The organism is Corallococcus terminator (assembly GCF_049194865.1).
GTDB lineage: Bacteria > Myxococcota > Myxococcia > Myxococcales > Myxococcaceae > Myxococcus > Myxococcus terminator_A.
This window is the reverse complement of the sequence record NZ_JBLZWL010000076.1, coordinates 72454-95295: the sequence shown is the minus strand read 5'-3', so window position 1 is coordinate 95295 and position 22842 is coordinate 72454. Positions and strand designations below refer to the sequence as shown.

At 69.0% G+C, this 22842-nt stretch carries 14 protein-coding genes; 8 read left to right on the top strand and 6 right to left on the bottom strand.

Features of this window, described 5'->3' with window-relative positions:
• The first annotated feature begins 27 nt into the window (after positions 1 to 27).
• The 4 genes from ACN469_RS24675 (at position 28) to ftsZ (ending at position 12318) form a co-directional block, all read left to right on the top strand.
• Positions 28 to 882 (top strand): cell division protein FtsQ/DivIB, encoded by an 855-nt coding sequence (locus tag ACN469_RS24675; protein WP_498771355.1) that lies wholly within the window; start codon positions 28 to 30, stop codon positions 880 to 882.
• 44 nt (positions 883 to 926) lie between these two features.
• The gene (ftsA, locus tag ACN469_RS24670; RefSeq protein WP_141648320.1) at positions 927 to 2159 is read left to right on the top strand and encodes a cell division protein FtsA; all 1233 of its coding nucleotides are present in this window, start codon (positions 927 to 929) and stop codon (positions 2157 to 2159) included.
• 433 nt (positions 2160 to 2592) lie between these two features.
• Positions 2593 to 10656, top strand: coding sequence for an adventurous gliding motility protein AgmC (agmC, locus tag ACN469_RS24665; RefSeq protein ID WP_498771353.1), 8064 nt, complete (start codon positions 2593 to 2595; stop codon positions 10654 to 10656).
• Positions 10657 to 11091: 435 nt separating this feature from the next.
• On the top strand, positions 11092 to 12318 hold the full coding sequence (gene ftsZ, locus ACN469_RS24660) for a cell division protein FtsZ (RefSeq protein WP_498771351.1): 1227 nt from the start codon (positions 11092 to 11094) through the stop codon (positions 12316 to 12318).
• A gap of 24 nt (positions 12319 to 12342) precedes the next feature.
• Here ftsZ and ACN469_RS24655 read toward each other — a convergent pair whose 3' ends face one another.
• Positions 12343 to 12690 carry a hypothetical protein gene (locus tag ACN469_RS24655; RefSeq protein ID WP_498771349.1) on the bottom strand — a complete coding sequence of 116 codons (348 nt, stop codon included), beginning with the start codon at positions 12688 to 12690 and terminating at the stop codon, positions 12343 to 12345.
• Between the two features lie 177 nt (positions 12691 to 12867).
• On the opposite strand from ACN469_RS24655, the gene ACN469_RS24650 reads away from it, so the two are divergent.
• The 3 genes from ACN469_RS24650 to ACN469_RS24640 are packed head-to-tail and all read left to right on the top strand — an operon-like array spanning position 12868 to position 15245.
• The gene (locus ACN469_RS24650; protein WP_498771347.1) at positions 12868 to 14220 is read left to right on the top strand and encodes an acetyl-CoA carboxylase biotin carboxylase subunit; all 1353 of its coding nucleotides are present in this window, start codon (positions 12868 to 12870) and stop codon (positions 14218 to 14220) included.
• Between the two features lie 42 nt (positions 14221 to 14262).
• Positions 14263 to 14475 (top strand): biotin/lipoyl-binding carrier protein, encoded by a 213-nt coding sequence (locus tag ACN469_RS24645; protein WP_141648351.1) that lies wholly within the window; start codon positions 14263 to 14265, stop codon positions 14473 to 14475.
• 5 nt (positions 14476 to 14480) lie between these two features.
• A complete protein-coding gene (locus ACN469_RS24640; RefSeq protein ID WP_498771393.1) occupies positions 14481 to 15245 on the top strand; it encodes an enoyl-CoA hydratase/isomerase family protein in 765 nt (254 codons plus the stop codon).
• Between the two features lie 30 nt (positions 15246 to 15275).
• Here ACN469_RS24640 and ACN469_RS24635 read toward each other — a convergent pair whose 3' ends face one another.
• A complete protein-coding gene (locus tag ACN469_RS24635; RefSeq protein ID WP_141648350.1) occupies positions 15276 to 15869 on the bottom strand; it encodes a response regulator in 594 nt (197 codons plus the stop codon).
• 82 nt (positions 15870 to 15951) lie between these two features.
• Complete coding sequence (locus ACN469_RS24630; RefSeq protein ID WP_498771345.1) at positions 15952 to 17793, bottom strand: FHA domain-containing protein; 1842 nt, start codon at positions 17791 to 17793, stop codon at positions 15952 to 15954.
• Between the two features lie 147 nt (positions 17794 to 17940).
• Here ACN469_RS24630 and ACN469_RS24625 point away from each other — a divergent pair, with 147 nt between their 5' ends.
• Positions 17941 to 19503: a rhomboid family intramembrane serine protease gene (locus tag ACN469_RS24625; RefSeq protein WP_498771343.1), complete on the top strand. Its 1563-nt coding sequence runs from the start codon at positions 17941 to 17943 to the stop codon at positions 19501 to 19503.
• 59 nt (positions 19504 to 19562) lie between these two features.
• Here the strand turns inward: ACN469_RS24625 and ACN469_RS24620 are convergent, their stop codons facing one another.
• The 3 genes from ACN469_RS24620 to ACN469_RS24610 form a co-directional block, all read right to left on the bottom strand.
• Positions 19563 to 20561, bottom strand: coding sequence for an RNA ligase family protein (locus ACN469_RS24620; protein ID WP_498771341.1), 999 nt, complete (start codon positions 20559 to 20561; stop codon positions 19563 to 19565).
• Between the two features lie 120 nt (positions 20562 to 20681).
• Complete coding sequence (locus ACN469_RS24615) at positions 20682 to 21557, bottom strand: hypothetical protein (protein WP_498771339.1); 876 nt, start codon at positions 21555 to 21557, stop codon at positions 20682 to 20684.
• A 2-nt stretch (positions 21558 to 21559) separates the two neighbouring features.
• The gene (locus tag ACN469_RS24610) at positions 21560 to 22819 is read right to left on the bottom strand and encodes a hypothetical protein (RefSeq protein WP_498771337.1); all 1260 of its coding nucleotides are present in this window, start codon (positions 22817 to 22819) and stop codon (positions 21560 to 21562) included.
• Between the last annotated feature and the right edge of the window lie 23 nt (positions 22820 to 22842).

Below are 22842 nucleotides of genomic sequence, written 5' to 3'. Positions count from 1 at the left end.
CAGCATGGGTCCCAGCGTTCCCACACCATGGCCTTCGGTCGAAGCAAAAATCGCCGCCGTCAAGACACTGCCCAGCGAAATGAGGCCGTGAAGGGCGCCGTGCGCTCGCAGGGGCCGGGCGTGGTGAAGGTGGTGGCGCTGACGCTGGTGACGGGGTTGTTGGTGTGGGGCGGGGTGGAATTGCGCCGGTGGGCGCTGGTGTCGCCCCGGTTCGAGTTGGCGGCGGTGTCCTTCACCGGACTTCAGCGCGCATCGCGCGTGGAGCTGCTGCGCCTGGCGGCTTTGACGAAGGGTCAGAACCTCTGGGCGTTGGAGGTAGGGGCGTTGGAGCGAGCCATGCTTCAGCACCCGTGGGTGAAGAAGGTGGAAGTGACGCGGCGCTTCCCGAACCGCGTCTCCGTGGAGGTGTCCGAGCACGTCCCGGAGGCGCTGGCGGTGATGGGGGAGCTGTACGTGCTGGACGAAGAGGGCGAGCCCTTCAAGCGGGTGACGCCGGGGGACGGGCTGGATTTGCCGCTCGTCACCGGGGTGGACCGCGAGGGCTACGTGACGGACCCCGCCGTGGCGCGCCAGCGGTTCCAGGCGGCGCTCGAGGTGGCGCGGGCGTACGCGAAGGAGTCGCCGGGCAAGCCGGAGCGGTTGTCCGAGGTGCGGATGGATGGGCGGGACGTGACGCTGGTGGCCGCTTCCGGACAGGAAGTGCGCCTAGGCGAAGGAAATTCCGAGGTCAAGCTGCAGCGGATGGGCCGTGTCCGGCGCGAACTGGGCGCCAGGGGGCTTGCAGCGGAGATCATTCACCTGGATAACCGGGCCCGGCCCGGTTGGGTGGCGGTGAAGCTTTCGAGCCCCGTGTCCGAGAGGAACGGGAGCGCGAGGCAGTAAGAGGACGCCCCTTTCACGAGAGTGGGGGGCCTGGGAGGGTTGTCATGGCGAAGCAGAAGTCGGGGGAGATTATTGTCGGCCTCGACATCGGCACGACGAAGATTTGCGCCATCGTCGGGGAGCTGACCGACAGCGGTATCGACATCATCGGTATCGGGACGCATCCGTCGAAGGGGTTGCGCAAGGGCGTGGTGGTCAACATCGAGGCGACCGTCTCCTCCATCCGCCGCGCGATTGAAGAGGCGGAGCTGATGGCGGGCGCGGAGATCTCCCACGTCTACACGGGCATCGCCGGTGGCCACATCAAGGGCTTCAATTCCCAAGGCATCGTGGCGGTGAAGGACAAGGAGGTCCGCGAGGCGGACATCGCGCGCGTCATCGACGCGGCGAAGGCGGTGGCCATCCCCCTGGACCGGGAGGTCATCCACGTCCTGCCCCAGGAGTTCATCATCGATGACCAGGGCGGAATCAAAGAGCCCCTGGGCATGGCGGGCGTGCGCCTGGAGGCCAAGGTGCACATCGTCACGGGCGCCGTCTCCAGCGCGCAGAACATCGTCAAGTGCGCGAACCGGACGGGCCTGAATGTCTCCGACATCGTCCTGCAGCCGCTGGCGAGCGCCGAGGCGGTGCTGGGCGAGGACGAGAAGGAGCTGGGCGTGTGCCTCGTCGACATCGGCGGCGGCACCACGGACATCGCCATCTTCTCTGGCGGCTCCATCGTCCACACGGCGGTGATTGCGCTGGGCGGCAACAACCTCACCAGCGACATCGCCATCGGCCTGCGCACGCCGGCCCATGAGGCCGAGCGCATCAAGCAGAAGTACGGCTGCGCGCTGGCGTCGCTCATCAACAAGGACGACACGCTGGAGGTTCCGAGCGTGGGCGGCCGTCAGCCCCGCGTCCTCGGGCGGCAGATTCTGTGCGAAATCCTGGAGCCGCGCGTGGAGGAGATCTTCCAGCTCGTGCACCGTGAGATTCAGAAGTGCGGCTACGAGGACCTGCTGGCCTCGGGCGTGGTGATTACGGGCGGCTCGACGCTGCTGGCGGGCATGCCGGAGCTGGCCGAGGAAGTGCTCGGGCTGCCGGTGCGCCGGGGCATGCCGCGCGGCATCGGCGGGTTGGTGGACGTGGTGAAGAGCCCGATGTACGCGACGGGCGTGGGCCTCGTGGTCTACGGCGCCAAGCACCTGGACCGGCGCATGTTCCGCATCCGCGAAGAGAACGTGTACAAGAAGGTGAAGGGCCGCATGCGCGAGTGGCTTGAGGAAATCTTCTAGCGCTTCGACGGACGCAGCCGCGTCCTGGCGCCACGCGAAGGGGCTCTCCGGAAGGGGGGCCCCTTTTGCTTTGGCGGGGTGCGTTACGGTTCGGCCGGACGCTCATGGCCCGGGCTGACACGTCAACGCGGACCCGTCGCGTTGGGTTGACGGGTCAAAGCGAGCCCGCAGTGCTCTACCCGGGTGGGTCATTCGGTCCGGTTTCCAGAATCTGGATCCGTGATTCGGATCCGCCGCTCCGTCTCAGAGGGGGAAAGGGAGGGAACCCCCCTGGGCGTAGGTAGGACCAGAAGTGGACGGAGGGTGGCTCCTGGATTGCTATGTGCGATCTCCGCCGCCCGGGCCCCACTTCACTCCGCGCGGCCCCAGGCCTATGAAACCGAACCCACAATCTCCTACTTCGCTGGTCGAGTCGCGGCGCGTACGTGCTCGCTTGCCCGCCGTCGGCCTGCTGGCGCTCCTGTGTGCCGCGCTGGTGGCCCCCGCCGCCCATGCGTCCGCCGACAACTTCCACCTGGGTGACGGCTCGGATGGCGCGCTCACCGTCAACGCGGCTGGCACCATCGTCAATACCTATACACGGGTGACGGCGGCGGTTCCGGCGGGCCAGAACTTCGTCGCGGTTACCTCGTCGACGGGCTTCGCGGTGAACGACCTGGTGCTGGTGTACCAGTCGGCGGGCCTCACGGCGCCGGCCTCGGGCAGCCAGACGCCCATCGATTTGAACGCGGTCGCCAACGCGGCGGTGGGCCGGTGGCAGTTCGGGCGCGTGTCGGCGCTGACGGGGACGCGCCTCACCTTCACCGCGCCGCTCACAGTGAACTTCGAGGCCAGTAACACCAACTTTGCCACGCAGGCCATCCGCGTTCCCGAGTACTCGACGGTGACCGTCAACGCGGCGGGGAGCCTCGTAGCCAAGCCGTGGGATGGCACTACGGGTGGCGTGCTCATCTTCCTGGCCACGGGCGCGGTGACCAACGCGGGCTCCATCTCCGCGACCAACACGGGCTTCCGCGGCGGCATCTTCTGGAATGGCTCCGGGGATGGCTGCACCAACATCAACCAGACCTTTCCGGGCGGCGCGCCGAAGGGCGAGGGAGTGGTGCTGGGGAGCTTCGACAACTCGGCTCCCTTCACGGCGGGAACGACGGGTTACGGCAACATCGCCAACGGCGCGGGCGGCGGCATCTGCCACAACTCGGGTGGTGGTGGCGGCGGCAGCGCGGGCGCGGGTGGCAAGGGTGGTCGGACGTGGAGTGGCGATACCATTCCCTCCCGTGACGTGGGTGGTCTGGGCGGCACGCGCATGGACTTCAGCGCGGTGGACAAGCTGCTCTTCGGTGGCGGTGGCGGCGCGGGTCACAGCAACGACGACTTTGGAGGCGCGGGCAGCGCCGCGGGTGGCATCGTGTTCATTCGCGCGGCCTCGCTGGCTGGCGCGGGGACGATTTCATCCGATGGCGTGGCGGGAGGGAACGCTCGCGAAGACGCCAACGACGCGGCGGGCGGTGGTGGCGCGGGTGGAACGATTTATCTGCGCTTCACCGGCGCGCTGACCTGCGGCGCCAACCAGATGTCGGCGCGCGGCGGCAACGGCGGTAGCACGACCTTCGCGGAGCACGGTACGGGTGGTGGTGGTGGTGGTGGTCGCATCCTGCTCCAGGGCAATACCGTGAACTGCACCCCCGTCGTCCCGGGCGGTGCTCCTGGCACGCAGCCCACGGCCGGTGCTCCGGACGGCCTGACCTACGGCGCCATCGCGGGCAACCCCGGTGTTGTCACCGTGCTGGCGGGCCCCTTCGTGACGCCGACGGCCCCGGTGGTCGTGACGCCGGCCAACGGCTCCACCACCTCGAACGTGCGTCCTCCCATCACCGGCACGGCGCCCCCGAACTCCCAGGTCACCATCTCGGTGGACGGTGTGGTGCTGGGCACCGTCACGGCGGACGCCTTGGGCGGCTTCACGTACACGCCGACCATGGACCTGACGCCGGGCAACCACACGGTGAATGCCGTGTCCGTGCTGAACGGCGCGGTCAGCCCGGTCAGCAACACCAATACCTTCACGGTCACCAACGCGCTGCCTCCGCCGGTGGTCGTCACGCCGGCGAACAACGCGGTGCTCACGACGGCGCCGACGCAGATCACCGGCACGGCGTCGGGTGGTGCCACGTCCGTGGTGCTCACGATCAACGGCACGACGTACCCGGCGGTCGCGGTGACGGGCGGTAACTGGACGTTCCCGATTCCCTTCGCGGTGACGGACGGCGTCTACAACATCTCGGTTGTCTCGCAGGATGCGGCCCGTACGAGCACGGCCACGACGTCCACCTTCACGGTGGACACGAGCACGTTCGTCACCGTGACGACGCCGGCCGAGGGTGCGGTGCTGACCAACGGCGTGGTGACGTACACGGGGACGGGTGAGCCGGGCGCCACGGTGGTGGTGCGCGTCGATGGCGCGACTGTGGGCACGGTGACGGTGCCGGCGAATGGAAACTGGTCGGTGCCGGTGGCCGCGGCGCTGGCGGATGGGCCGCACTCGGTGACTGCGACGGCGACGGACGCCCGGAACAACACCGCGACGGACACCAACGCCTTCACGGTGGACACGAGCACGTTCGTCACCGTGACAACGCCGGCCGAGGGTGCGGTGCTGACCAACGGCGTGGTGACCTACTCGGGTACCGCGGAGCCGGGCTCCACGGTGGTGGTGCGTGTCGATGGCACCACGGTGGGCACGGTGACGGTGCCTGCGAACGGAATCTGGTCGGTCCCGGTGGCGGCGGCGCTGGCGGATGGGCCGCACTCGGTGACGGCGACGGCGACGGATGCCTTGAACCACACCGCGACGGACACGAATGCCTTCACGGTGGACACGGGCACGTTCGTGAACGTGACGACGCCGGCCGAAGGCGCGGTGCTGACGAACCGGATCGTGACGTACTCGGGTACGGGTGAGCCGGGCGCCACGGTGGTGGTGCGCGTCGATGGCGCCACGGTGGGCACGGTGACGGTGCCTGCGAATGGAATCTGGTCGGTGCCGGTGGCCGCGCCGCTGGCGGATGGACCGCACTCCGTGACGGCGACGGCGACGGATGCGCTGAACCACACCGCGACGGACACCAACACCTTCACGGTGGATGCGACGACGTCGGTGAGCATCACCACGCCGGCGGAAGGCTCGACCACGAGCAACCCGGTGGTGACGTATTCGGGTACGGGTGAGCCGGGCGCCACGGTGGTGGTGAGCGTCGATGGCACCACGGTGGGCACGGTGACGGTGCCCGCGAACGGCAACTGGTCCCTGCCGGTGGCGACGCCGCTGAGTGACGGGGCGCACACGGTGACGGCCACGGCGACGGACACGAATGGAAATACGGCGGCGGACACGAACGCCTTCACGGTGGACTCGGGCACGTCGGTGAGCATCACCACGCCGGCGGACGGTTCGACGGTGACCAACCCGGTCGTGACGTACTCGGGCACGGGTGAGCCGGGCGCCACCGTGACGGTGGTGGTGGACGGCACCACGGTGGGCACGGTGACGGTGCCGGCGAACGGCATCTGGTCCGTGCCCGTGGCGACGCCGCTGGGCGAGGGCGCCCACACGGTGACGGCCACGGCGGAAGACACGAATGGCAACACCGCCACGGACACGAACACCTTCACGGTGGATTCGCAGACGTCGGTGGTCATCACCACGCCGGCGGACGGCGCGGTGCTGGATGACGGCGTGGTGACCTACTCGGGCACCGCGGAGCCGGGCGCCACCGTGACGGTGGTGGTGGACGGCGTCACCGTGGACACGGTGACGGCTGGCCCTGGCGGCACCTGGTCCCTGCCAGTGGCGACGCCGCTGGGCGAGGGTCCTCACACGGTGACGGCCACGGCGACGGACACGAGTGGCAACACCGCGACCGACACGAACACCTTCACGGTGGACTCGCAGACGTCGGTGAGCATCACCACGCCCGCGGACGGCGCGGTGCTGGATGACGGCGTGGTGACCTACTCGGGCACCGGCGAGCCGGGCGCCACCGTGACGGTGGTGGTGGACGGCACCACGGTGGGTACGGTGACGGTGCCCGCGAACGGCAACTGGTCGGTGCCGGGCATCTCGACGCTGGGTGACGGACCGCACACGGTGACGGCCACGGCGACGGACGCGAATGGCAATACGGCGACGGACACGAACACCTTCACGGTGGACACGTCGACGAACGTGAACATCACCTCGCCGGCGGATGGCTCGACGGTGGGCGACCCGATGGTGACGTACTCGGGTACGGCGGAGCCGGGCGCCACGGTGACGGTGGTGGTGGATGGCACCACGGTGGGCACGGTGACGGTGCCGGCGAACGGCATCTGGTCGGTGCCGGGCAACTCGTCGCTGGGCGAAGGTCCTCACACGGTGACGGCCACGGCCGAGGACGCGCTCGGCAACACCGCCACGGACACGAACAACTTCACGGTGAACACGTCGACGAACGTGAACATCACCACTCCGGCGGATGGCTCGACGGTGAGCAACCCGGTGGTGACGTACTCGGGCACGGCGGAGCCGGGCGCCACGGTGACGGTGGTGGTGGATGGCACCACGGTGGGCTCGACGACGGCGGGTGCCGACGGCAGCTGGTCGGTGCCGGTGGCCACGACGCTGACGGACGGCTCGCACACGGTGACGGCCACCGCCGACGATGGCGAGGGCAACACCGCGTCGGACACGAACACCTTCACGGTGGACACGGCCACGACGGTGAGCATCACCACGCCCGCCGAGGGCGCGGTGCTGACCAATGGAGTGGTGACGTACGTGGGGACCGCGGAGCCGGGCGCCACCGTGACGGTCACGGTGGATGGCGTGCTGGTCGGCACGGTGACGGCGGCGGCGAACGGCTCCTGGTCGGTGCCGGTGGGCGCGACGCTGGCGGATGGGCCGCACTCGGTGACGGCCTCGGCGGAAGACACCGAGGGCAACACCGCGACGGACACCAACGCCTTCACGGTGGACGCGACGACGTCGGTGAGCATCACCACGCCGGCGGAGGGCTCCACGGTGACCAACCCGGTCGTGACGTACTCCGGTACGGCGGAGCCGGGCGCCACGGTGACGGTGGTGGTGGATGGCACCACGGTGGGCACGACGACGGCGGGGGCCGACGGCAGTTGGTCGGTGCCCGTGACGACGCCGCTGTTCGACGGGCCTCACACGGTGACGGCCACGGCGGAGGACGCGAGTGGCAACACCGCCACGGACACGAACACCTTCACGGTGGACTCCGTGCCGGACACGCGCATCACCGCGAGCCCGCCTGTGAATACCTCCAGCACCGACGCGGAGTTCAGCTTCAACTCCGTCACGGGAGACCCGCGTGACACCTTCGAGTGCTCGCTCGACGGCGCGGCCTTCACGCCCTGCACCAGCCCGATTGACTTCACCGGCCTGCCCGAGGGCACGCACACCTTCCAGGTGCGCGCGGTGGACGCGGACGGCGACGTGGACCCCACGCCCGCCAACTTCATCTGGTCCATTGGCCTGGACACGGACGGCGACGGCCTGACGGACACGGAGGAGATCGCGATCGGCACGGACCCGAACAACCCGGACACGGATGGCGACGGGGTGTCGGACGGCATCGAGGTGGAAGTGGGCGGGACGGATCCGCTCGACGACGACTCGGATGACGACGGTCTGATGGACGGCACCGAGGACAAGAACCACGACGGCATCGTCGACGCGGGCGAGACCGACCCGAACGAGGCGGACACGGACGGCGACGGCATCCAGGACGGCACGGAGCTGGGACGCACCGTGCCCGAGGGCTCGGACACCGACGCGACGGTCTTCATCCCCGATGCGGACCCGACCACCGTGACGAACCCCCTCAACGTGGACACGGACGGCGGCAGCGTGCGTGACGGCGTGGAGGACGCGAACCACAACGGCCGCATCGACCCGGGCGAGACGGACCCGAACCTGGCCGCGGACGACGTGGACTCCGACCTGGACGGCGTGAGCGACGAGCGCGAAATCGAGCTCGGCATGGATCCGCATGACGCCGACAGCGACGACGACGGCGTGCGTGACGGCGATGAGGCCCTCACCGACACGGATGGGGACGGCACCATCGACGCGTTGGATCCGGACAGCGACAACGACGGCATCAACGACGGTACGGAGCGCGGCGTGACGCGGGAGACGGCGCCTCCGGGCACCAACGTCGACTCGCCGAACTTCGTGCCGGACCTGGACCCGAGCACCACCACCGACCCGAGGAACCCGGACACGGATGGTGACGGCCTGAACGACGGCCGGGAGGACGCGGACCACAACGGCCGCGTGGACGCCACGGAGACCAACCCGAACGACGCCGACACGGACGACGATGGTCTGAACGACGGCGTGGAAGTCATGGGCTCCAACGCGACCAACCCCCTCAACCCGGACACGGACGGTGACGGCCTGAACGACGGCCGCGAGGACACCAACCACAACGGCGGCTTCGACAACGGCGAGACGGACCCGAACAACCGCGACACCGACTTCGGTGGTGCGAGCGACGGGGAAGAGGTCAACGGAGGCACCAACCCGCTGAACGGCGATGACGACTTCATCGTCGTGGGCCGTGGCTGCAGCACGGGCGGGGCGGGCACCTTCGCGCCGCTGGCGCTGCTGTTCCTGGCGCTGCCCTTGTTCGGTCGCCTCCGCCGCGTGGCGGGGCGCTCGTCGCGGGGCGTGGCGGCGGCCGTCACCGGAGGCCTGGTCCTCGCGGGGACGTTCGCGGCCCAGCCTGCCCACGCGCAGGTTGTGCGGCCCAGCGCCGTGTCGCAGTCCATCGACGTGCAGCGCTTCAAGCCGGGCCCGGGCGCCGAGGACATCCTCGGCATCCACAGCGCCCGCGTGCAGCGCCACCTGGGGTTGAACCTTGGCCTGTCGCTCAACTACGGGAGCAAGCCGCTCAACTTCCTGGACCCTCGCTCGGACCGGTTCATCACCGCGCTGGTGAGCCGTCAGCTGGGCATCGACCTGATGGGCGCGGTGGGTCTGTTCGACCGCTTCGAAATCGGCGTGATTCTGCCCGTGACGGTTCAGGGCTCGGACCCGGCGCCGCAGGTGGACTCGTCCTTCTCCCAGGGCGTGGGCGGCGGTGGCATCGGCGACCTGCGGCTGGTTCCGAAGGCGCGCCTGATTGATGGGGAGCGCTTCGGCCTGGCGCTGGCCGTGCCGGTGTCGCTTCCCACGGCGGGTGGCAACGACTTCCTCGGCAGCTCCGGGGTGAGCGTGCAGCCCAAGCTGGTGGCCGAGTACGGTGAGAAGGTCCGCTTCGCCGCCAACGTCGGCGTGGACATCCGCGAGAAGCAGGTGCTGCGCAACCTGACGGCGGGCAACGCGTTCACCTACGGCCTGGGCACGGAGATTCCCTTCACGCTGGGCCGGGTGCCGCTGTCGGCCGAGGCGACGGTGATTGGCGCCATCGGCCTGGAGGAGCAGGACTCCGAGGAGAGCCCGCTGGAGCTGCTGGCCGCGCTGAAGTACCGCGCGGTGAGCGGTTTCACGGCGCACCTGGGCGGTGGACCGGGCCTCACCCGGGGCTACGGCACGCCGGGCTACCGGCTGCTGGCGGGCTTCGGCTACAGCCCTCCGCCCGAGCCGAAGAAGGCGGCGCCTCCGCCGCCGGTGGACACGGACGGCGACGGCCTCTACGACCCGGACGACAAGTGCCCCACGCAGCCGGAGGACAAGGACGGCTTCGAGGACGCGGATGGCTGCCCGGACCCGGACAATGACCAGGACGGCATCCTCGACGGCGACGACAAGTGCGTGAACGAGCCGGAGACGAAGAACGGCTTCCAGGACGAGGACGGCTGCCCCGACGAGGCTCCTCCCGTGGACACGGACGGCGACGGCCTCTTTGACCCGGACGACAAGTGCCCGAACCAGCCCGAGGACAAGGATGGCTTCCAGGATGAGGATGGCTGCCCGGACCCGGACAACGACAGGGACGGCATCCCGGACGTCGCGGACAAGTGCCCCAACGAGCCCGAGGTCATCAACGGCGTCGCGGACGAGGACGGCTGCCCCGACAAGGGCAAGGTCAAGGTCCAGGTGGATGGCGAGCGCATCCTCATCCTGGAGAAGGTCTACTTCGCCACGGGCAAGGACATCATCCTCCCGCGCTCCTTCCCGCTGCTGAAGCAGGTGGCCGCGGTGCTGCGCGCCAACCCGCAGGTGGAGCTGCTGAAGGTGGAGGGCCACACGGATGACCAGGGCAACGACGCGTCCAACCTGGACCTGTCCAAGCGCCGCGCCGCCAACGTGCGCGCCTTCCTGGTGAAGGAGGGCATCGACGCCGGCCGCCTGGAGTCGCAGGGCTACGGCGAGACGAAGCCTGTCGACAGCAACAAGACGGCGAAGGGCCGCGAGAACAACCGCCGCGTGGAGTTCAACATCCTCCGCATCGGCAAGGTGGAAGTGGAGCGCGTGGCCCCCTGAGGTCGTCGCGCCGCCCCGGGCGCCCACCGTGGTGCCCCGGGGCTGACAGCCGAAGTCGTTGACGCGAGGGTGGTTCCGGGAACGGAGCCACCCTCGGTTTTTTGCGCGAGGGCCGTCCGCCACCCGGAGTCGGAGTCGCGTGACGCTCCGTGAAGACCTTCCACGTGTGTCGTGGAACGGGGGGAAAGGGGTGGCGGCAACGCGGGGAGACCTGCCAGGGTGAGCCGTCCAGCGCGAGTCAAGGGGCGAAGTAGACCCGCCACGCCGCGCTGCTTGCTTTCGGGGCCGCTGCGTAAGTCCGCGTCAGGACTCGGCGCAGTGCCATCCCGCTACATGTGCGTAGCGGAATACTTGCCAAAGATCCGGACTTGCTGATGATTGCGGAGGTTGGAGGCTTGCGCGCTGCATCGCGCGACGCCTGCCGAAAGGACCGCCATGGACCAGTTCGATCAGAACAAGCAGGCCGCCAAGATTCGGGTCGTCGGGGCGGGTGGGGCCGGCTGCAACGCGGTCAACACGATGATTCTGTCCAAACTGGACCGCGTCGACTTCATCGCGGCCAACACCGATATCCAGGCGCTGGCCGCCAGCAAGGCGCCCACGCGGCTGCAGCTGGGCCAGACGCTGACCAAGGGCCTGGGCGCTGGCGCCAACCCGGAGATGGGTCGCGAGGCCGCGCTCGAGTCGCGAGATCAGATTGCCGCGGTGCTCGAGGGCGCCGACATGGTCTTCGTCACGGCGGGCATGGGCGGCGGCACCGGCACGGGCGCGGCGCCCATCATCGCCGACATCGCCAAGAGCCTGGGTTGCCTCACGGTGGGCGTCGTCACCAAGCCCTTCCTCTTCGAGGGCAACAAGCGCCGCAAGCAGGCCGAGCAGGGCATCGTCGAGCTCAAGGCCGCGGTGGACACGCTCATCACCATTCCGAACCAGCGCCTGCTGTCGCTCTCCAACGGACCCATGCCGCTGCTGGAGACCTTCAAGCGCGCGGACGAGGTGCTGCTGAATGCCGTGCAGGGCATCAGCGACCTCATCCAGTACCACGGCTACATCAACGTCGACTTCGCCGACGTGAAGACCATCATGAGCGACAAGGGCCTGGCGCTCATGGGCACCGGCCACTCGTCGGGGGAGAAGCGCGCGCTCACCGCCATGCAGCAGGCCATCTCCAGCCCGCTGCTGGAGGACGTCTCCATCGACGGCGCCACGGGCCTGCTCATCAACATCACTGGCGGCCGGGACATGACGCTCCAGGAGGTCAACGAGGCGTTGACCCTGGTCCACGACGCGGCGGACAGCGAGGCGGAGATCATCTTCGGCTCGCTCATCGACGACCAGATTCAGGATGAGGTGAAGATCACCATCATCGCCACGGGTTTCGTGCACCGCGACGCGCCCAAGGTGCGCACGGTGACGCCGGTGGTTCAGGTCCCCCTGGCGCGGCCCGCGCAGCAGTCGGTGCTCATCCACAGCGCGCGCGAGGAAGTGGCCAGCCTGGTCCCCGCGAAGAGCGGCGCCTCCCGTCCGATGTCGACGGTGGACAACAGCAAGTCCGTCAGCAACCGGACGGCCGTGGTGAAGGACTCCGCGCTCCCGCTGGACGAGGACCAGTTCGACATCCCGACGTTCCTACGCCGCCAGGGGCAGACCGAGCTCCCGTAAGCCGCAGGGGCGGCGGGGGACGGCTCAGCGGGCGGGCAACCGCGCCACGCTGGCCTCGTCTCGGCCGGCCAGCTTGTCCGCTCGGGCGAAGAGCGTGTCCAGCTCCTCGTACAGTGCGTCGATGCGCTCCTGCTTGCGGGGCGCCGGAATCACGCCGCCGCCGGCCAGCTCCTCCAGCCGGGCACTGGCGCGCTGCAGCAACTGGAGCGCCTTGAGGAGCGACAGCCCTCGGCGCGTGCCTTCCTGGGTGAACAGGGTGCCGCTCTGCGTGAGGGCTTCGAGCGTGCCGCGGACGCTGCGGACGCGGTCCGACTGGCGGGTTCGGTAGAGGTCCAGCCGACGCGCGCGGCGAGCGCCATGGAGGTCGACCACGCCAACGCCAGTGCCTGAGGAAGAGGTGGGCTTCACGGTGTGGCAAGGTACGTCATGCCTTTGTAGAGCCGCAAATTTACTGGACTGTAGGGACCTGTTGCACGCCTGCTCGTGCCCTTGTCAGGGAGGGGGGCGGGGGTTAGGTTCGCCGCCCTTTCGCACACGAGGGCATGCGCCATGTTCCAGAAGTTGCTCATCGCCAACCGGGGTGAAATCGCGCGTCGGATTGGCGCGGCGGCCCGGCAGATGGGGCTCAAGACGGTGGCCGTGTACTCGGACCCGGACGCGGAGCTGCCGTTCGTGAAGGAAGCGGACGAGGCCGTGCGCATCGGCCCCGCTCCGGCGAAGGACAGCTACCTGAGCATCCCGGCGATTCTCGAGGCCGCGAAGCAGACGGGTGCCCAGGCCGTGCACCCCGGCTACGGGTTTCTGTCCGAAAACGGAGACTTCGCCCAGGCGTGCAAGGACGCGGGGCTCATCTTCGTGGGTCCGCCGCCGGAGGCCATGGCGCGGATGAAGGACAAGAGCCAGGCGCGCAAGCTGGTGTCCGCGGCGGGCGTCCCGGTGGTGCCCGGCAGCGAGGGCCTGGTGCCGGACGTGGCCACCGCGCTGGCCGAGGCGGAGCGCATCGGCTACCCCGTCTTGTGCAAGGCGGCGGGCGGCGGCGGCGGCATCGGCATGGCGGCGGCGAACAATCCCGCCGAGTTGGAGAAGGTGTTCCGCCAGTGCACGGACCGGGCGAAGTCCGCCTTCGGCCGTGAGGGCGTGTACCTGGAGCGCTACTTCCCCGCGCCGCGCCACATCGAGGTGCAGATTCTGGGGGACCACCACGGCCACCTCATCCACTGCCTGGAGCGCGAGTGCTCCATCCAGCGGCGCCACCAGAAGGTGGTGGAGGAGGCGCCGTCCGTGCTGTTCGCGGACGGGAAGAACGGGGAGCTGTCCCAGACGCTCTTCACGGCGGCCGTCACGGCGGCCAAGACGTTCGGCTATGCGAACGCGGGCACGGTGGAGTTCCTGTACTCGGACGGGCAGGTCTACTTCATCGAGATGAACGCGCGGCTCCAGGTGGAGCACCCGGTGACGGAGCTGACCACGGGGTTGGACCTCATCGGCTGGCAGCTGCGCATCGCCGCGGGCGAGCACCTCACGGTGAAGCAGGAGGACGTGGTGCGGCGCGGTGCGGCGCTGGAGTTCCGCATCTACGCGGAGGACCCGGTGAAGTTCTTCCCGTCGCCTGGGCCGCTGAAGGTGTTCCAGCCTCCCACGGGCGAGGGTGTCCGGTTGGATGCGGGCTACGCCGAGGGCAACACCGTCACGCCGAACTACGACCCGCTCATCGCCAAGCTCATCATCTCTGGCGCCACGCGCGCGGAGGCGATTGAGCGCGCGGTGACGGCGCTCCAGTCGTTCCGCATCGAAGGCATCAAGACGAACATCCCGCTCCACCTGCGAATCGTTCAGGATGCGGCCTTCAAGGCCGGCGAGCTGGATACGCATTTCCTGGAGCATCACGCGAAGCCGGCGTAGTGGCAGGCTCCTGTTTCATCACCCCTGCGGAGGAACGGACTCATGGCGGACGTTGCGGCGCATATCACTGGCACCGTGTGGAAGATCGAGGTGCAGGTCGGCCAGCAAGTCAAAGAGGGCGACACGCTGGTCATCCTCGAGTCCATGAAGATGGAGATGCCGGTGGAGACGACCGAGGCCGGCACCGTGAAGGAGATTCGCTGCAAGGAGGCTCAGTCCGTCAACGAGGGTGATGTCCTCGTGGTGCTCGGCTAGTCGTGGTGGAGCCCTCGGTGGAGGTGGAAGACCGCGAGGGCGGCGTACGGGTGTTGACGCTGTCCAACCTGGCTCGGCGCAACGCGCTGAATGACGCGATGCTGGCCCGGTTGGACGCGGCGCTGGAGCCGGCTCCGCACGTGCGAGTGCTGCTGGTGCGAGGCGCGGGCGGCACTTTCTGTGCGGGCTATGACTTGACGCACCTGGGGCCACCGGGTGCGGATGGGCGCCTGCCGGATGACGCGCTGGTGGAGTGCCTGCTCAAACTGGAGCACCACCCGGTGCCCAGCGTGGCGCTGGTGCAGGGCGCGGCGGTGGGCGCGGGCTTCGACCTGGCGGCCTCGTGCGACTTCCGGGTGGGCGCTCCGGACACCGTCTTCCTCATGCCTCCGGCGAAGCTGGGCATCGTCTACTCGCCGGAAGGCCTGGCGCGAGCGACGCGGCTGGTGGGCCTGTCCCGGGCGAAGCAGCTCTTCCTCACGGCGCGCAAGCTGGATGCGCGTGAGGCGCTGGACTGGGGACTGCTCGACGTGTGCGAGGAGGACGCGGAGGCTCGGGCCTTCGCGCTGTGCGCGACGCTGGCGGGTCATGCGCCTGGCGCGGTGTCGGGGATGAAGGAGTCGTTCGGACTGCTGTCGCGGGCGCCACTGGGTGACGCGGAGCAGGCGAGGCTGAGAGGGCTTCGCGCGACGGCGTTCGGTAGCGAGGATGCGAAGGAAGGGCGTGCGGCCTTCCTGGAGAAGCGTCCGCCCCGCTTCACCGGCCGCTAGTCACGCGGCCGGCGAGGCGGTGTCGGGGCTTCAGGTGTCGCCGAACAGCTCGCCCATGCGCAGCTGCAGCGCCGAGGCAATCTTGTAGAGCGACGAGATGGACGCGGAGGATTCCGCGCGCTCAATCTGGGACAGCAGTGACACGGACAAGCCGGTGCGTCGCGCGAGCTGCTTGAGGGTGAGCTCTTGCGTCTTGCGCGCGTCGCGGATGGTGCGACCGATGGCGCGGTGCAGGTCCGCCTCCGGGTCCTGGGACAAGCCCTTCTTCTGGAGGGCGTTGCGGACCGCGGTGATGAACTGCTCCGGCTCCATGGGCTTCTTGACGTAGTCAGAAGCCTGGGCCTTCAGCGAGGCGACCGCCGTATCCACCGTGGGGTACGCGGTGGCGACGATGACGGCAACATCCGTATCGTACTTGCGGATCAGCTCCAGCACCTCGGTCCCCGACATCTGCGGCATCATCATGTCGAGGATGACGAGGTGGAAGTCGGAACCGCGGAGGATCTCCACCGTCTGCGTGGGGTCCGTCGTGGTCACGACCTCGTAGCCTTCGCGGGTCAGCACCAGCTTGAGGTAGTCGCAGTTGTCCTGCTCGTCATCAACCACCAGGATGCGAATCTGCACAGCGTCTCCTCGCTGCAGGTGAACTTCGTCGTGCTGGGGCTCGGGGAGGGGGGGCGAGCTCGCACAGCCGATGGGGGATGGTTCAGCCTCCCTTGTCCTTCTTCTTCTTCAATTCTTCGTAGTTCTTCAGGAGTGCTTCGACGCCTGAGCGATAGGGATGGTCGGCTGGGGCGAGCTCCAGGAACCGCCGGTAGTGCGTCTCACCCTCTTCGCTCCGCTCAAGCCGCGCTTTAGATACGCCCAACATGAGTTCGCAATCGGGCTTCGCGGGGGTCAAACCCGAGCACTCTTCGGCAGCCGTCAGTGCCTCTCGGTATTTCTGACCTTTGATCAGTTTGCGTGCCTTGGTGACAAGCTCGTCAGCCTTCGCATCGCGCTCGGCAGCGGCAATCGCTTTGGGATCTTCCTTGCCGGAGGCCGGCACCGCCGCTGGAGGGGGCTTGGCCGCCACCTTGGCGTCCTCGATTTCCTTCAGCTTCGCGTCGAGCTGACCCTTCAGCTCCGCATGCCGCTCCATGAAGAGGCCGGTTGTCGCACTCGCATCGAGGGCTGCCTTCGCATTGTCGAGCTTGCCCGTGCCCAGCGCCTGCTCAGCCTTGTTGAGCTGAGTCTTGAAGGTCCGCTCGGCTTTGACCTCTTCCAAGAGCGTCTTCGCTCCAGGGGGGAACTTACCGTCAGCGTTGCGGGTCTTCTCCAGCACAGCCTCAGCACCCTCGAAGTCCGCAGCCGCGAACGCCGTACGGGCGTTAACGAGGTGTTCCTCAAGAGTCGGCTTCGGAGGCTCAGGCGGCTTCGAGGGCGCCGTCTCCGGAGGCGGAGTCGCCCCAGCCTGCACCGTCGTCGGGACCTTGTTGTCCTCCGGCGGTTGAACGGGAGGCGCGGGCTGAGGCTCCACGGGCGGAGGCTCCACGGGCTGGGCCGGCTGAGCCACGATCGGCTCCGTAGGAGGAGGCGTCGTGCCAATTCCCAGTCCCTGCTGCTTGGACATCCAGAACGCGACGCCACCACCACCCAGCAGCAGGGCGATGAGCCCGGCCACCAGCGGCATCTTCGACATGCCGCCTTCGCTGGCCGGTGCGTCGTCGGCGTCGCCGGTATCCCCCGCGGCAATGAAGCGCAGCTTGACGTGACCCAGCTCGACGATGTCGCCGCTGTTCAGCGTGGCCTGGGCGTAGCTCTCGCCGTTGACCGTCATCCCGTTGGCGGACTGCATGTCGATGACACGCCACTCGCCCGTCGCCTCACGCACCAGCTTGGCGTGGGTCCGCGATAGCGAGCGATGGTCCAACGTGATGTCGTTGTCGTCCGTCCGCCCGATGCGCAGCTCAGTCCGGATGCACGCGAACTCCTGACCGCGGAGCTCGTCCGGCGTCAGCACCATCAGCCGGGGCGCATCCTTTGTATCGATGTCCTCCAGCTTCCGGGGCCGGTCGGCCTCCACCTGGTCAAGCCGGATGATGGAGGTCGAGTTCCGGCGCTTGTCCGCGGAGGCTTGGGACGGAGGCGTGTGGTCGTGCTCTTCGCCGTCTCCAGGGGCCTCCTCTTCGCTCTCCGAGCGTTCAGGCTCCTCGGGCTCGGCTTCCTGCCGGCGTGTAGGTACCTTGGTGGTGATGGGGCCTACGGCATTGGCGGCGCCTTCGGCCTGGAGAGCCAGGTCGTAGTCGCCGATCTGGATCAGGTCGCCCTCACTGAGGGGCGACTGACCCGCGATACGCTCGCCGTTGATCCGGGTGCCGTTATAGCTACCCAGGTCCTCCACCACGACATGGCCGTTCAACCGCACCAGTCGTGCGTGACGTCGAGACACGTTTCGTTCGGTCAGGCGGATGGTGTTTCCCTCCTGACGTCCGATGGTGATCTCGTCGCGCACGAAGGGAACAACGGTCTTGCGCCCCTCGTCGTCTTCGATGATGAGCTTCAGCACGGGTCCGATCCGCGTACAGTCATAGCAGAACGGCCTTTCAACGCACAAGTCATGCATCCCCCTCAAATGACAGGGCTTTCTCCCCAGGAGGGCGGGGAGCCGGGGTTGTTGTCCATCGGTCAATCGGCCGACCAAGGGAGCGCTCGGGTGTTTCCCTGGGTCACCGTGGTCCTCGCGGGCCTCCTGGTGGCTGTCCACGGGGTCCTCGCCGCCCTGGGGCCTGTCGACGTGGATGCGCTGGTGCGCTGGGGCGCCAAGGCGGGCCCGCTGGTGCTGGAGGCGGGACAGGTCTGGCGGCTCTTGTCGGCCAACCTGCTGCACCGGGACGCGCTGCACCTGGCGCTCAACGTCATCGTGCTGGTGGCTGCGGGCACCGCACTCGAACGGGCCTGCCGACGCCGCGACTATGTCGCGCTGTTGATCTCCACCGCGCTGACCACGATGGCGAGCTCGCTTGCCTGGTCTGGCGCGGTGAGCGTGGGCGCCTCCGGGCTCGTCTATGGATGCATGGGCGCGTTGCTGGTGTTGGGCCGGCGTCACCGTTCTCGCCCGGGTTTCCGAGTGCGTTGGCTATCCGGAGAGAGCGCGCTTCCCACGGTGCTCGTGTTCCTCTGGCTGGGCTGGACATCCGTGGGCGTGGACAACGCCGGGCACCTGGGTGGACTGGTGACGGGCTTGCTGGCGGGAGCGTTCCTGGATCCGCGCGATTCGGACCGCGCCGCGCGGACAGGCGTGGCGCGGCCGCTGGTGGGAGTGGGGGCGGCGCTGCTCGTCGCGGGGCTGGTGGTGATGGAGCGCTCCGGCTGGCGCGTGGAGCGGGATGATGGTTTCGGCGTCGCGGTGGCGATGCCCGAAGGCTGGCGGGGCGAAGTGGACGGGCAGGGGCGGCGCACGTTCTCCAATGGGCTGCCGGGACTGGGGCGCGCCACGTTCTCCGCCGAGGCCATCGAGGCGGGTGAGTCGGTGGATGGCCTGTCGCACGCGCGGCACTTCCATGAAGAGACGCTGCCGCTCGGCGTGCCCGGGCCCGAGGGCCGGACGCTGTCGGTGCAGGGGCCCTCGCGGACGCTGGTGGGCGGACGTGTCGCGCAGCGCCTGCGCGCGCAGTTGGAGGGGCCCGATGGCGGGCGCCATCTGCTCGCCTTCTTCGTGCCTCGGGGAGAGTGGGTCTACCGCCTCGTCTTCACGTGGCCCGCGCAGTGGCCCGCCTATCAGGACGTCGTGGCACGGATGGTCGCGGAGCTGAGGTTCGACGAGCCCTCGGTGCTGCGCGAGGCGCGAGGGCGGGCGCTGCTGTCTCCCGGCGCGCCCGGACCGCAGCGGGAGCTGGGTGCGGTGTTGCGACGACTGGGGTTGTCGCGAGAGGCAGTCACTCCGCTCGCGGAGGCGGTGCGCCTGTCACCCGCGCACGTAGGGGCTCGGGTGGAGCTGGCGCGCGCGCTGCTCGACGCCGGTCGCGTGGAGGAGGGGTGTCACGCCGCGGACGAGGCCCAGCTCTACGGGCCTTCGGACACGGGAGCACTGGAGGCGGGCGTGAGGTGCGAGTTGTCCCGAGGCGCGCTGACTCGGGCGCTGGAGCGACTGGAAGAAGCGCGCCGCGTGGACCCGCAGGATGCGCGCCTGCGGGCCGCCGAGGCCGCGTTGAGGACGGTGCTGGAGGCGTCTCCGTCCTCCGTGCACCGGGAGACCTCGGGTCCAACGCCGCGCTGACGCGTTGGCTCCGAGGCCTCGCTCCTGAAGCAGCGGGCCCGTGGTGGGCACGCCCGGCTTCAGTCCTCGTCCTTGAGCAGGAAGTCGTTGTTGATGACCTTGAACGACAGCCGGCCGCTCAGCGTGGGCGAGTGCCGCTCGACGAGCGGACGGATGACGATGCCCTCCTTGCGGTTCTTCGTGCCCGGGTAGAGGCCCTGAGCGAGCTGCAGGTAGTGCTCCAGGCCGTGGTCGAACGTCCGCGCGGCCTCCCCCGTGACGAGGTGCTCCACCGGCACCGTGCGCAGCCCATGCTTCGCGCAGAACGCGATGAAGTCCTCGTGGCCCAGGAACTGTCCCGTCCGGGTGTCATGAACGCTGAACACGAACAGGTCCACCTCGGTGAGCCCCAGGCGGTTCTTCTGGATGCCGGGGCCGCACAGCTCTCCCTGGATGGCGAAGCCCGGTGGCAACGCGGTGTCCAGCGAGTACCGCTTCGCCACGGTCCACGCCCGGTTCGTTCCGGGTCGCAGCGACCAGTTCCGGGAGCACGCCACCAGCGGCCCTTCGAGCGGCCTGAAGTACGTCGCGGAGGTGCCGTCCAGCTTCATCGTCACGAAGAAGTCGTGGCCGCGAAGCTCGTCGAGCACGCCGAGCGCCGACTGCAGGCGGATTTCATCCGTCCTCGGCACCTCGATCGGGAAGGGCCCGGCCACGTCGCTGCCCTCGGGCGGCGCCGGCTCGTACTTCACGACGCCCAGGCTGTCGCGCACGTCCGTGCCCTCGGGGGGCACCAAGCCCTCCAGGATGGACGTGGGAAGCGCGAGCCCCTGGGACAGCACGCCCCGCAGTCGCGCGGTCTTCACGCGAAAGCTCCGGGCCCTGAGGAACTCCGCCCAGGGCGCGCCCTCGGGAAGCTGGCTGTCGATTTCGAAGAAGATGCACGCGTCACCGGGGGCGAACTCGCCCTTCCTCACCACCGCGTCCCAGCCCATCACCCGTGCCTTCAGGATGTTGTCGGCTCCAGGGATGTCCTCCAGGTGGTCGATGCGCTGAATCGAGACGAGCTTTCTCTCCATGACGGCACCTCCTTCCTCGCCACCGACGAGGGCCGGGGCTTCCCAGCGACGCCCTGGAATGCCCCGGCTGACGGTACCTCGATACCAGGGAACGAACCCCGGGCGTGAGGCACGGCGGACTCACCAGCGCGCGCTGAAGGCACGGACCACCAGGCCCACGCCGAGCGTCCACTCGTCACGGCGAGCGAGGCCCGCGTCACCCAGGACGTAGCCGCCGGAGAGCCGCAGCGCCACGGGCTGGTCCGCCACGGCGAGGAACACGCGCTCCAGCGAGGCGTCGGCGCGAGCGCGGAAGTCCGTGCCGCCCTCGAGGCCGAAGGTCCACCCCGCGAGTCCCGACGCGCGCAGGGCCCACAGTCCATCGTCGCTCTCCAGGCCCAGGTCGAACATCAGCGAAGTGAAGGGAGACAACGCGTGCTCGGTGGTGTCTCCCGCGTGGCGCAGCGTGTGGCTCGCCACCGGTCCGAAGCCGAGCCAGGTGCGTCCCGTCTCCGAGCGCAGCGGGTCCACCAGGAGGCCCATGCGTCCCGTCTCCAAGGTCCACCCCGAGCCTTCCCACTCGCGTCGCTCCAGGTGCGCCGCGCGCATCGCCACCGTCACGTCGAAAGGGAAGGGGATGCGCACCGGGCGCGCCGTGGGAATGAGGATGAAGCCTTCCTCCAGATGACGACGCAGCAAGCCGTCATAGGCAGTGATGCCCCAGCCGCGCCGCTCGCCGTCCCACAGGTCCACGCCAAGGAGTCGGTGGTTGGTGAACCAGGGCGTGCCCTTGCTGCGGCTGGTGCGCCCGGTGCGGAGGCGCACGCTCGAGTGCAGCGTCAGCGCGCCCACGCCGTCGCGCATCGCCGCGCCCGTGCCCACCACCCAGCCGTCCCCCGGGTTGAAGCAGGTGGGGAACTGCTCGCCCCGCGAGTCCGTGGGAAGACACGGGTCCGAGGACGGGGGGCCCGCGCCTGGCGACGAGGCCAGGAGCAATGCGAGTCCAAGCGCGAGCACGGTCAATCCCGGGCCTTCTCGGCGATGGGTGCGGAGCGGCGTGCGGGTGCCCACAGCGAGAAGCGCAGGCCCGCCGAGGCGGACCACTCCCAGCGCTCCGGCAGGAAGGCGATGTCGTTGCGCCACGTCCCTCGCGCATCCGCGACAAGGCTCAGCGGCTGGTCGTTGATGGCCAGCAGGATGAGCTCATAGCCGGCGGAGAGCCTGAGCCGCTCGGGCCTGAGCGGACGGCCCTCCACGGCGCGCGACAGGAGCACCTTCTCCGCCTCCACCCCGAAGCGCAGGTGGTGGAACCCATCCCTGTCCAACGTCAGATTGCCTTCGAGCGCCGCGCCGGGCACCAGCGTGCTGATGCCGTTCTCGTAGTCGCGCTCCGCGGACGGGCCCGCGCGCACGCGCACGTACGACACCATGTCGCGCGAGTGCCACAGGTCCAGGGTGGCGTGCAGGGTGCCCCACGTAAGGAACCCACCCCGAGCCTCTCCGCGCTCCAGGTCCTCCACGTGCAGCGCCTCCAGCCACACGCCCAGGTTGATGCTGACGTCGTACCGGCGCGGCTCGCCGAAGAAGGTGGTTATCCGGAAGAGCGGCTCATCGCGCTCGACGCTGAAGTCGTAGCGCATCATCGTGAAGTCGACGGAGGGTTCTCCGAGTGAGAGCTCCGTCTCCAGGAAGTGCAGCCGGTGCAGCCGCTTGCGCTCGGCCACTTCCAGCGCGATGCCGAAGTCCAGGCGCACGCGGTCCTCGCGCGCCTCGTCGTCGGGCCAGAGCGGACTCCACGCGCCGCCCAACCAGACGCGCCGGTGCAGGTCGAAGTTGAACTGCATCACTCGACCGCGCTCGTCGCGGTACCAGCCCGGCGGCGCGTCGGCGATGGACGGCTCCAGTCGATAGGTGTGCAGCTCCGCGTTCGGGACAGGCGCGGCCTCCTCGGGGACGCAGGCTCGGACCCGCTCTAGGAAGCGCTCCGTCTCCTGACCGTCGGCGTCCAGCTCGTGGCCCGGAGTGACGAGACACCGATGCGCGGTGAAGTCGCACTGCGCGCGCCACAGCCCCGAGGGCACGGTCGGCGTGGACGGCAGTGTGAGGCACAGCACGGGGCGGTCCGCGTCCTGGAAGGGCAGCGGCACGGCGGGCGGCTGAAGGATGGGTGCGGCGACCTCCGTGGAGGCGACCTGGGTGGGGGCGACCTCAGCGGGCGGACCGCCTTCAACCTGCCCCAGGAGCAGGGCACAACCCAACGTCACCGCTGATACGAGCATGGAGCCTCCGAAGCTGGACGGGG

Excerpts from the sequence above, each read along its gene's own strand:
- ACN469_RS24610 (WP_498771337.1), bottom strand. The coding sequence starts at position 22,819 with ATGCTCGTATCAGCGGTGACGTTGGGTTGTGCCCTGCTCCTGGGGCAG.
- ACN469_RS24650 (WP_498771347.1), top strand. The coding sequence starts at position 12,868 with ATGTTCCAGAAGTTGCTCATCGCCAACCGGGGTGAAATCGCGCGTCGG.
- ACN469_RS24620 (WP_498771341.1), bottom strand. The coding sequence starts at position 20,561 with ATGGAGAGAAAGCTCGTCTCGATTCAGCGCATCGACCACCTGGAGGAC.
- ftsA (WP_141648320.1), top strand. The coding sequence starts at position 927 with ATGGCGAAGCAGAAGTCGGGGGAGATTATTGTCGGCCTCGACATCGGC.
- ACN469_RS24645 (WP_141648351.1), top strand. The coding sequence starts at position 14,263 with ATGGCGGACGTTGCGGCGCATATCACTGGCACCGTGTGGAAGATCGAG.
- ACN469_RS24675 (WP_498771355.1), top strand. The coding sequence starts at position 28 with ATGGCCTTCGGTCGAAGCAAAAATCGCCGCCGTCAAGACACTGCCCAG.
- ftsZ (WP_498771351.1), top strand. The coding sequence starts at position 11,092 with ATGGACCAGTTCGATCAGAACAAGCAGGCCGCCAAGATTCGGGTCGTC.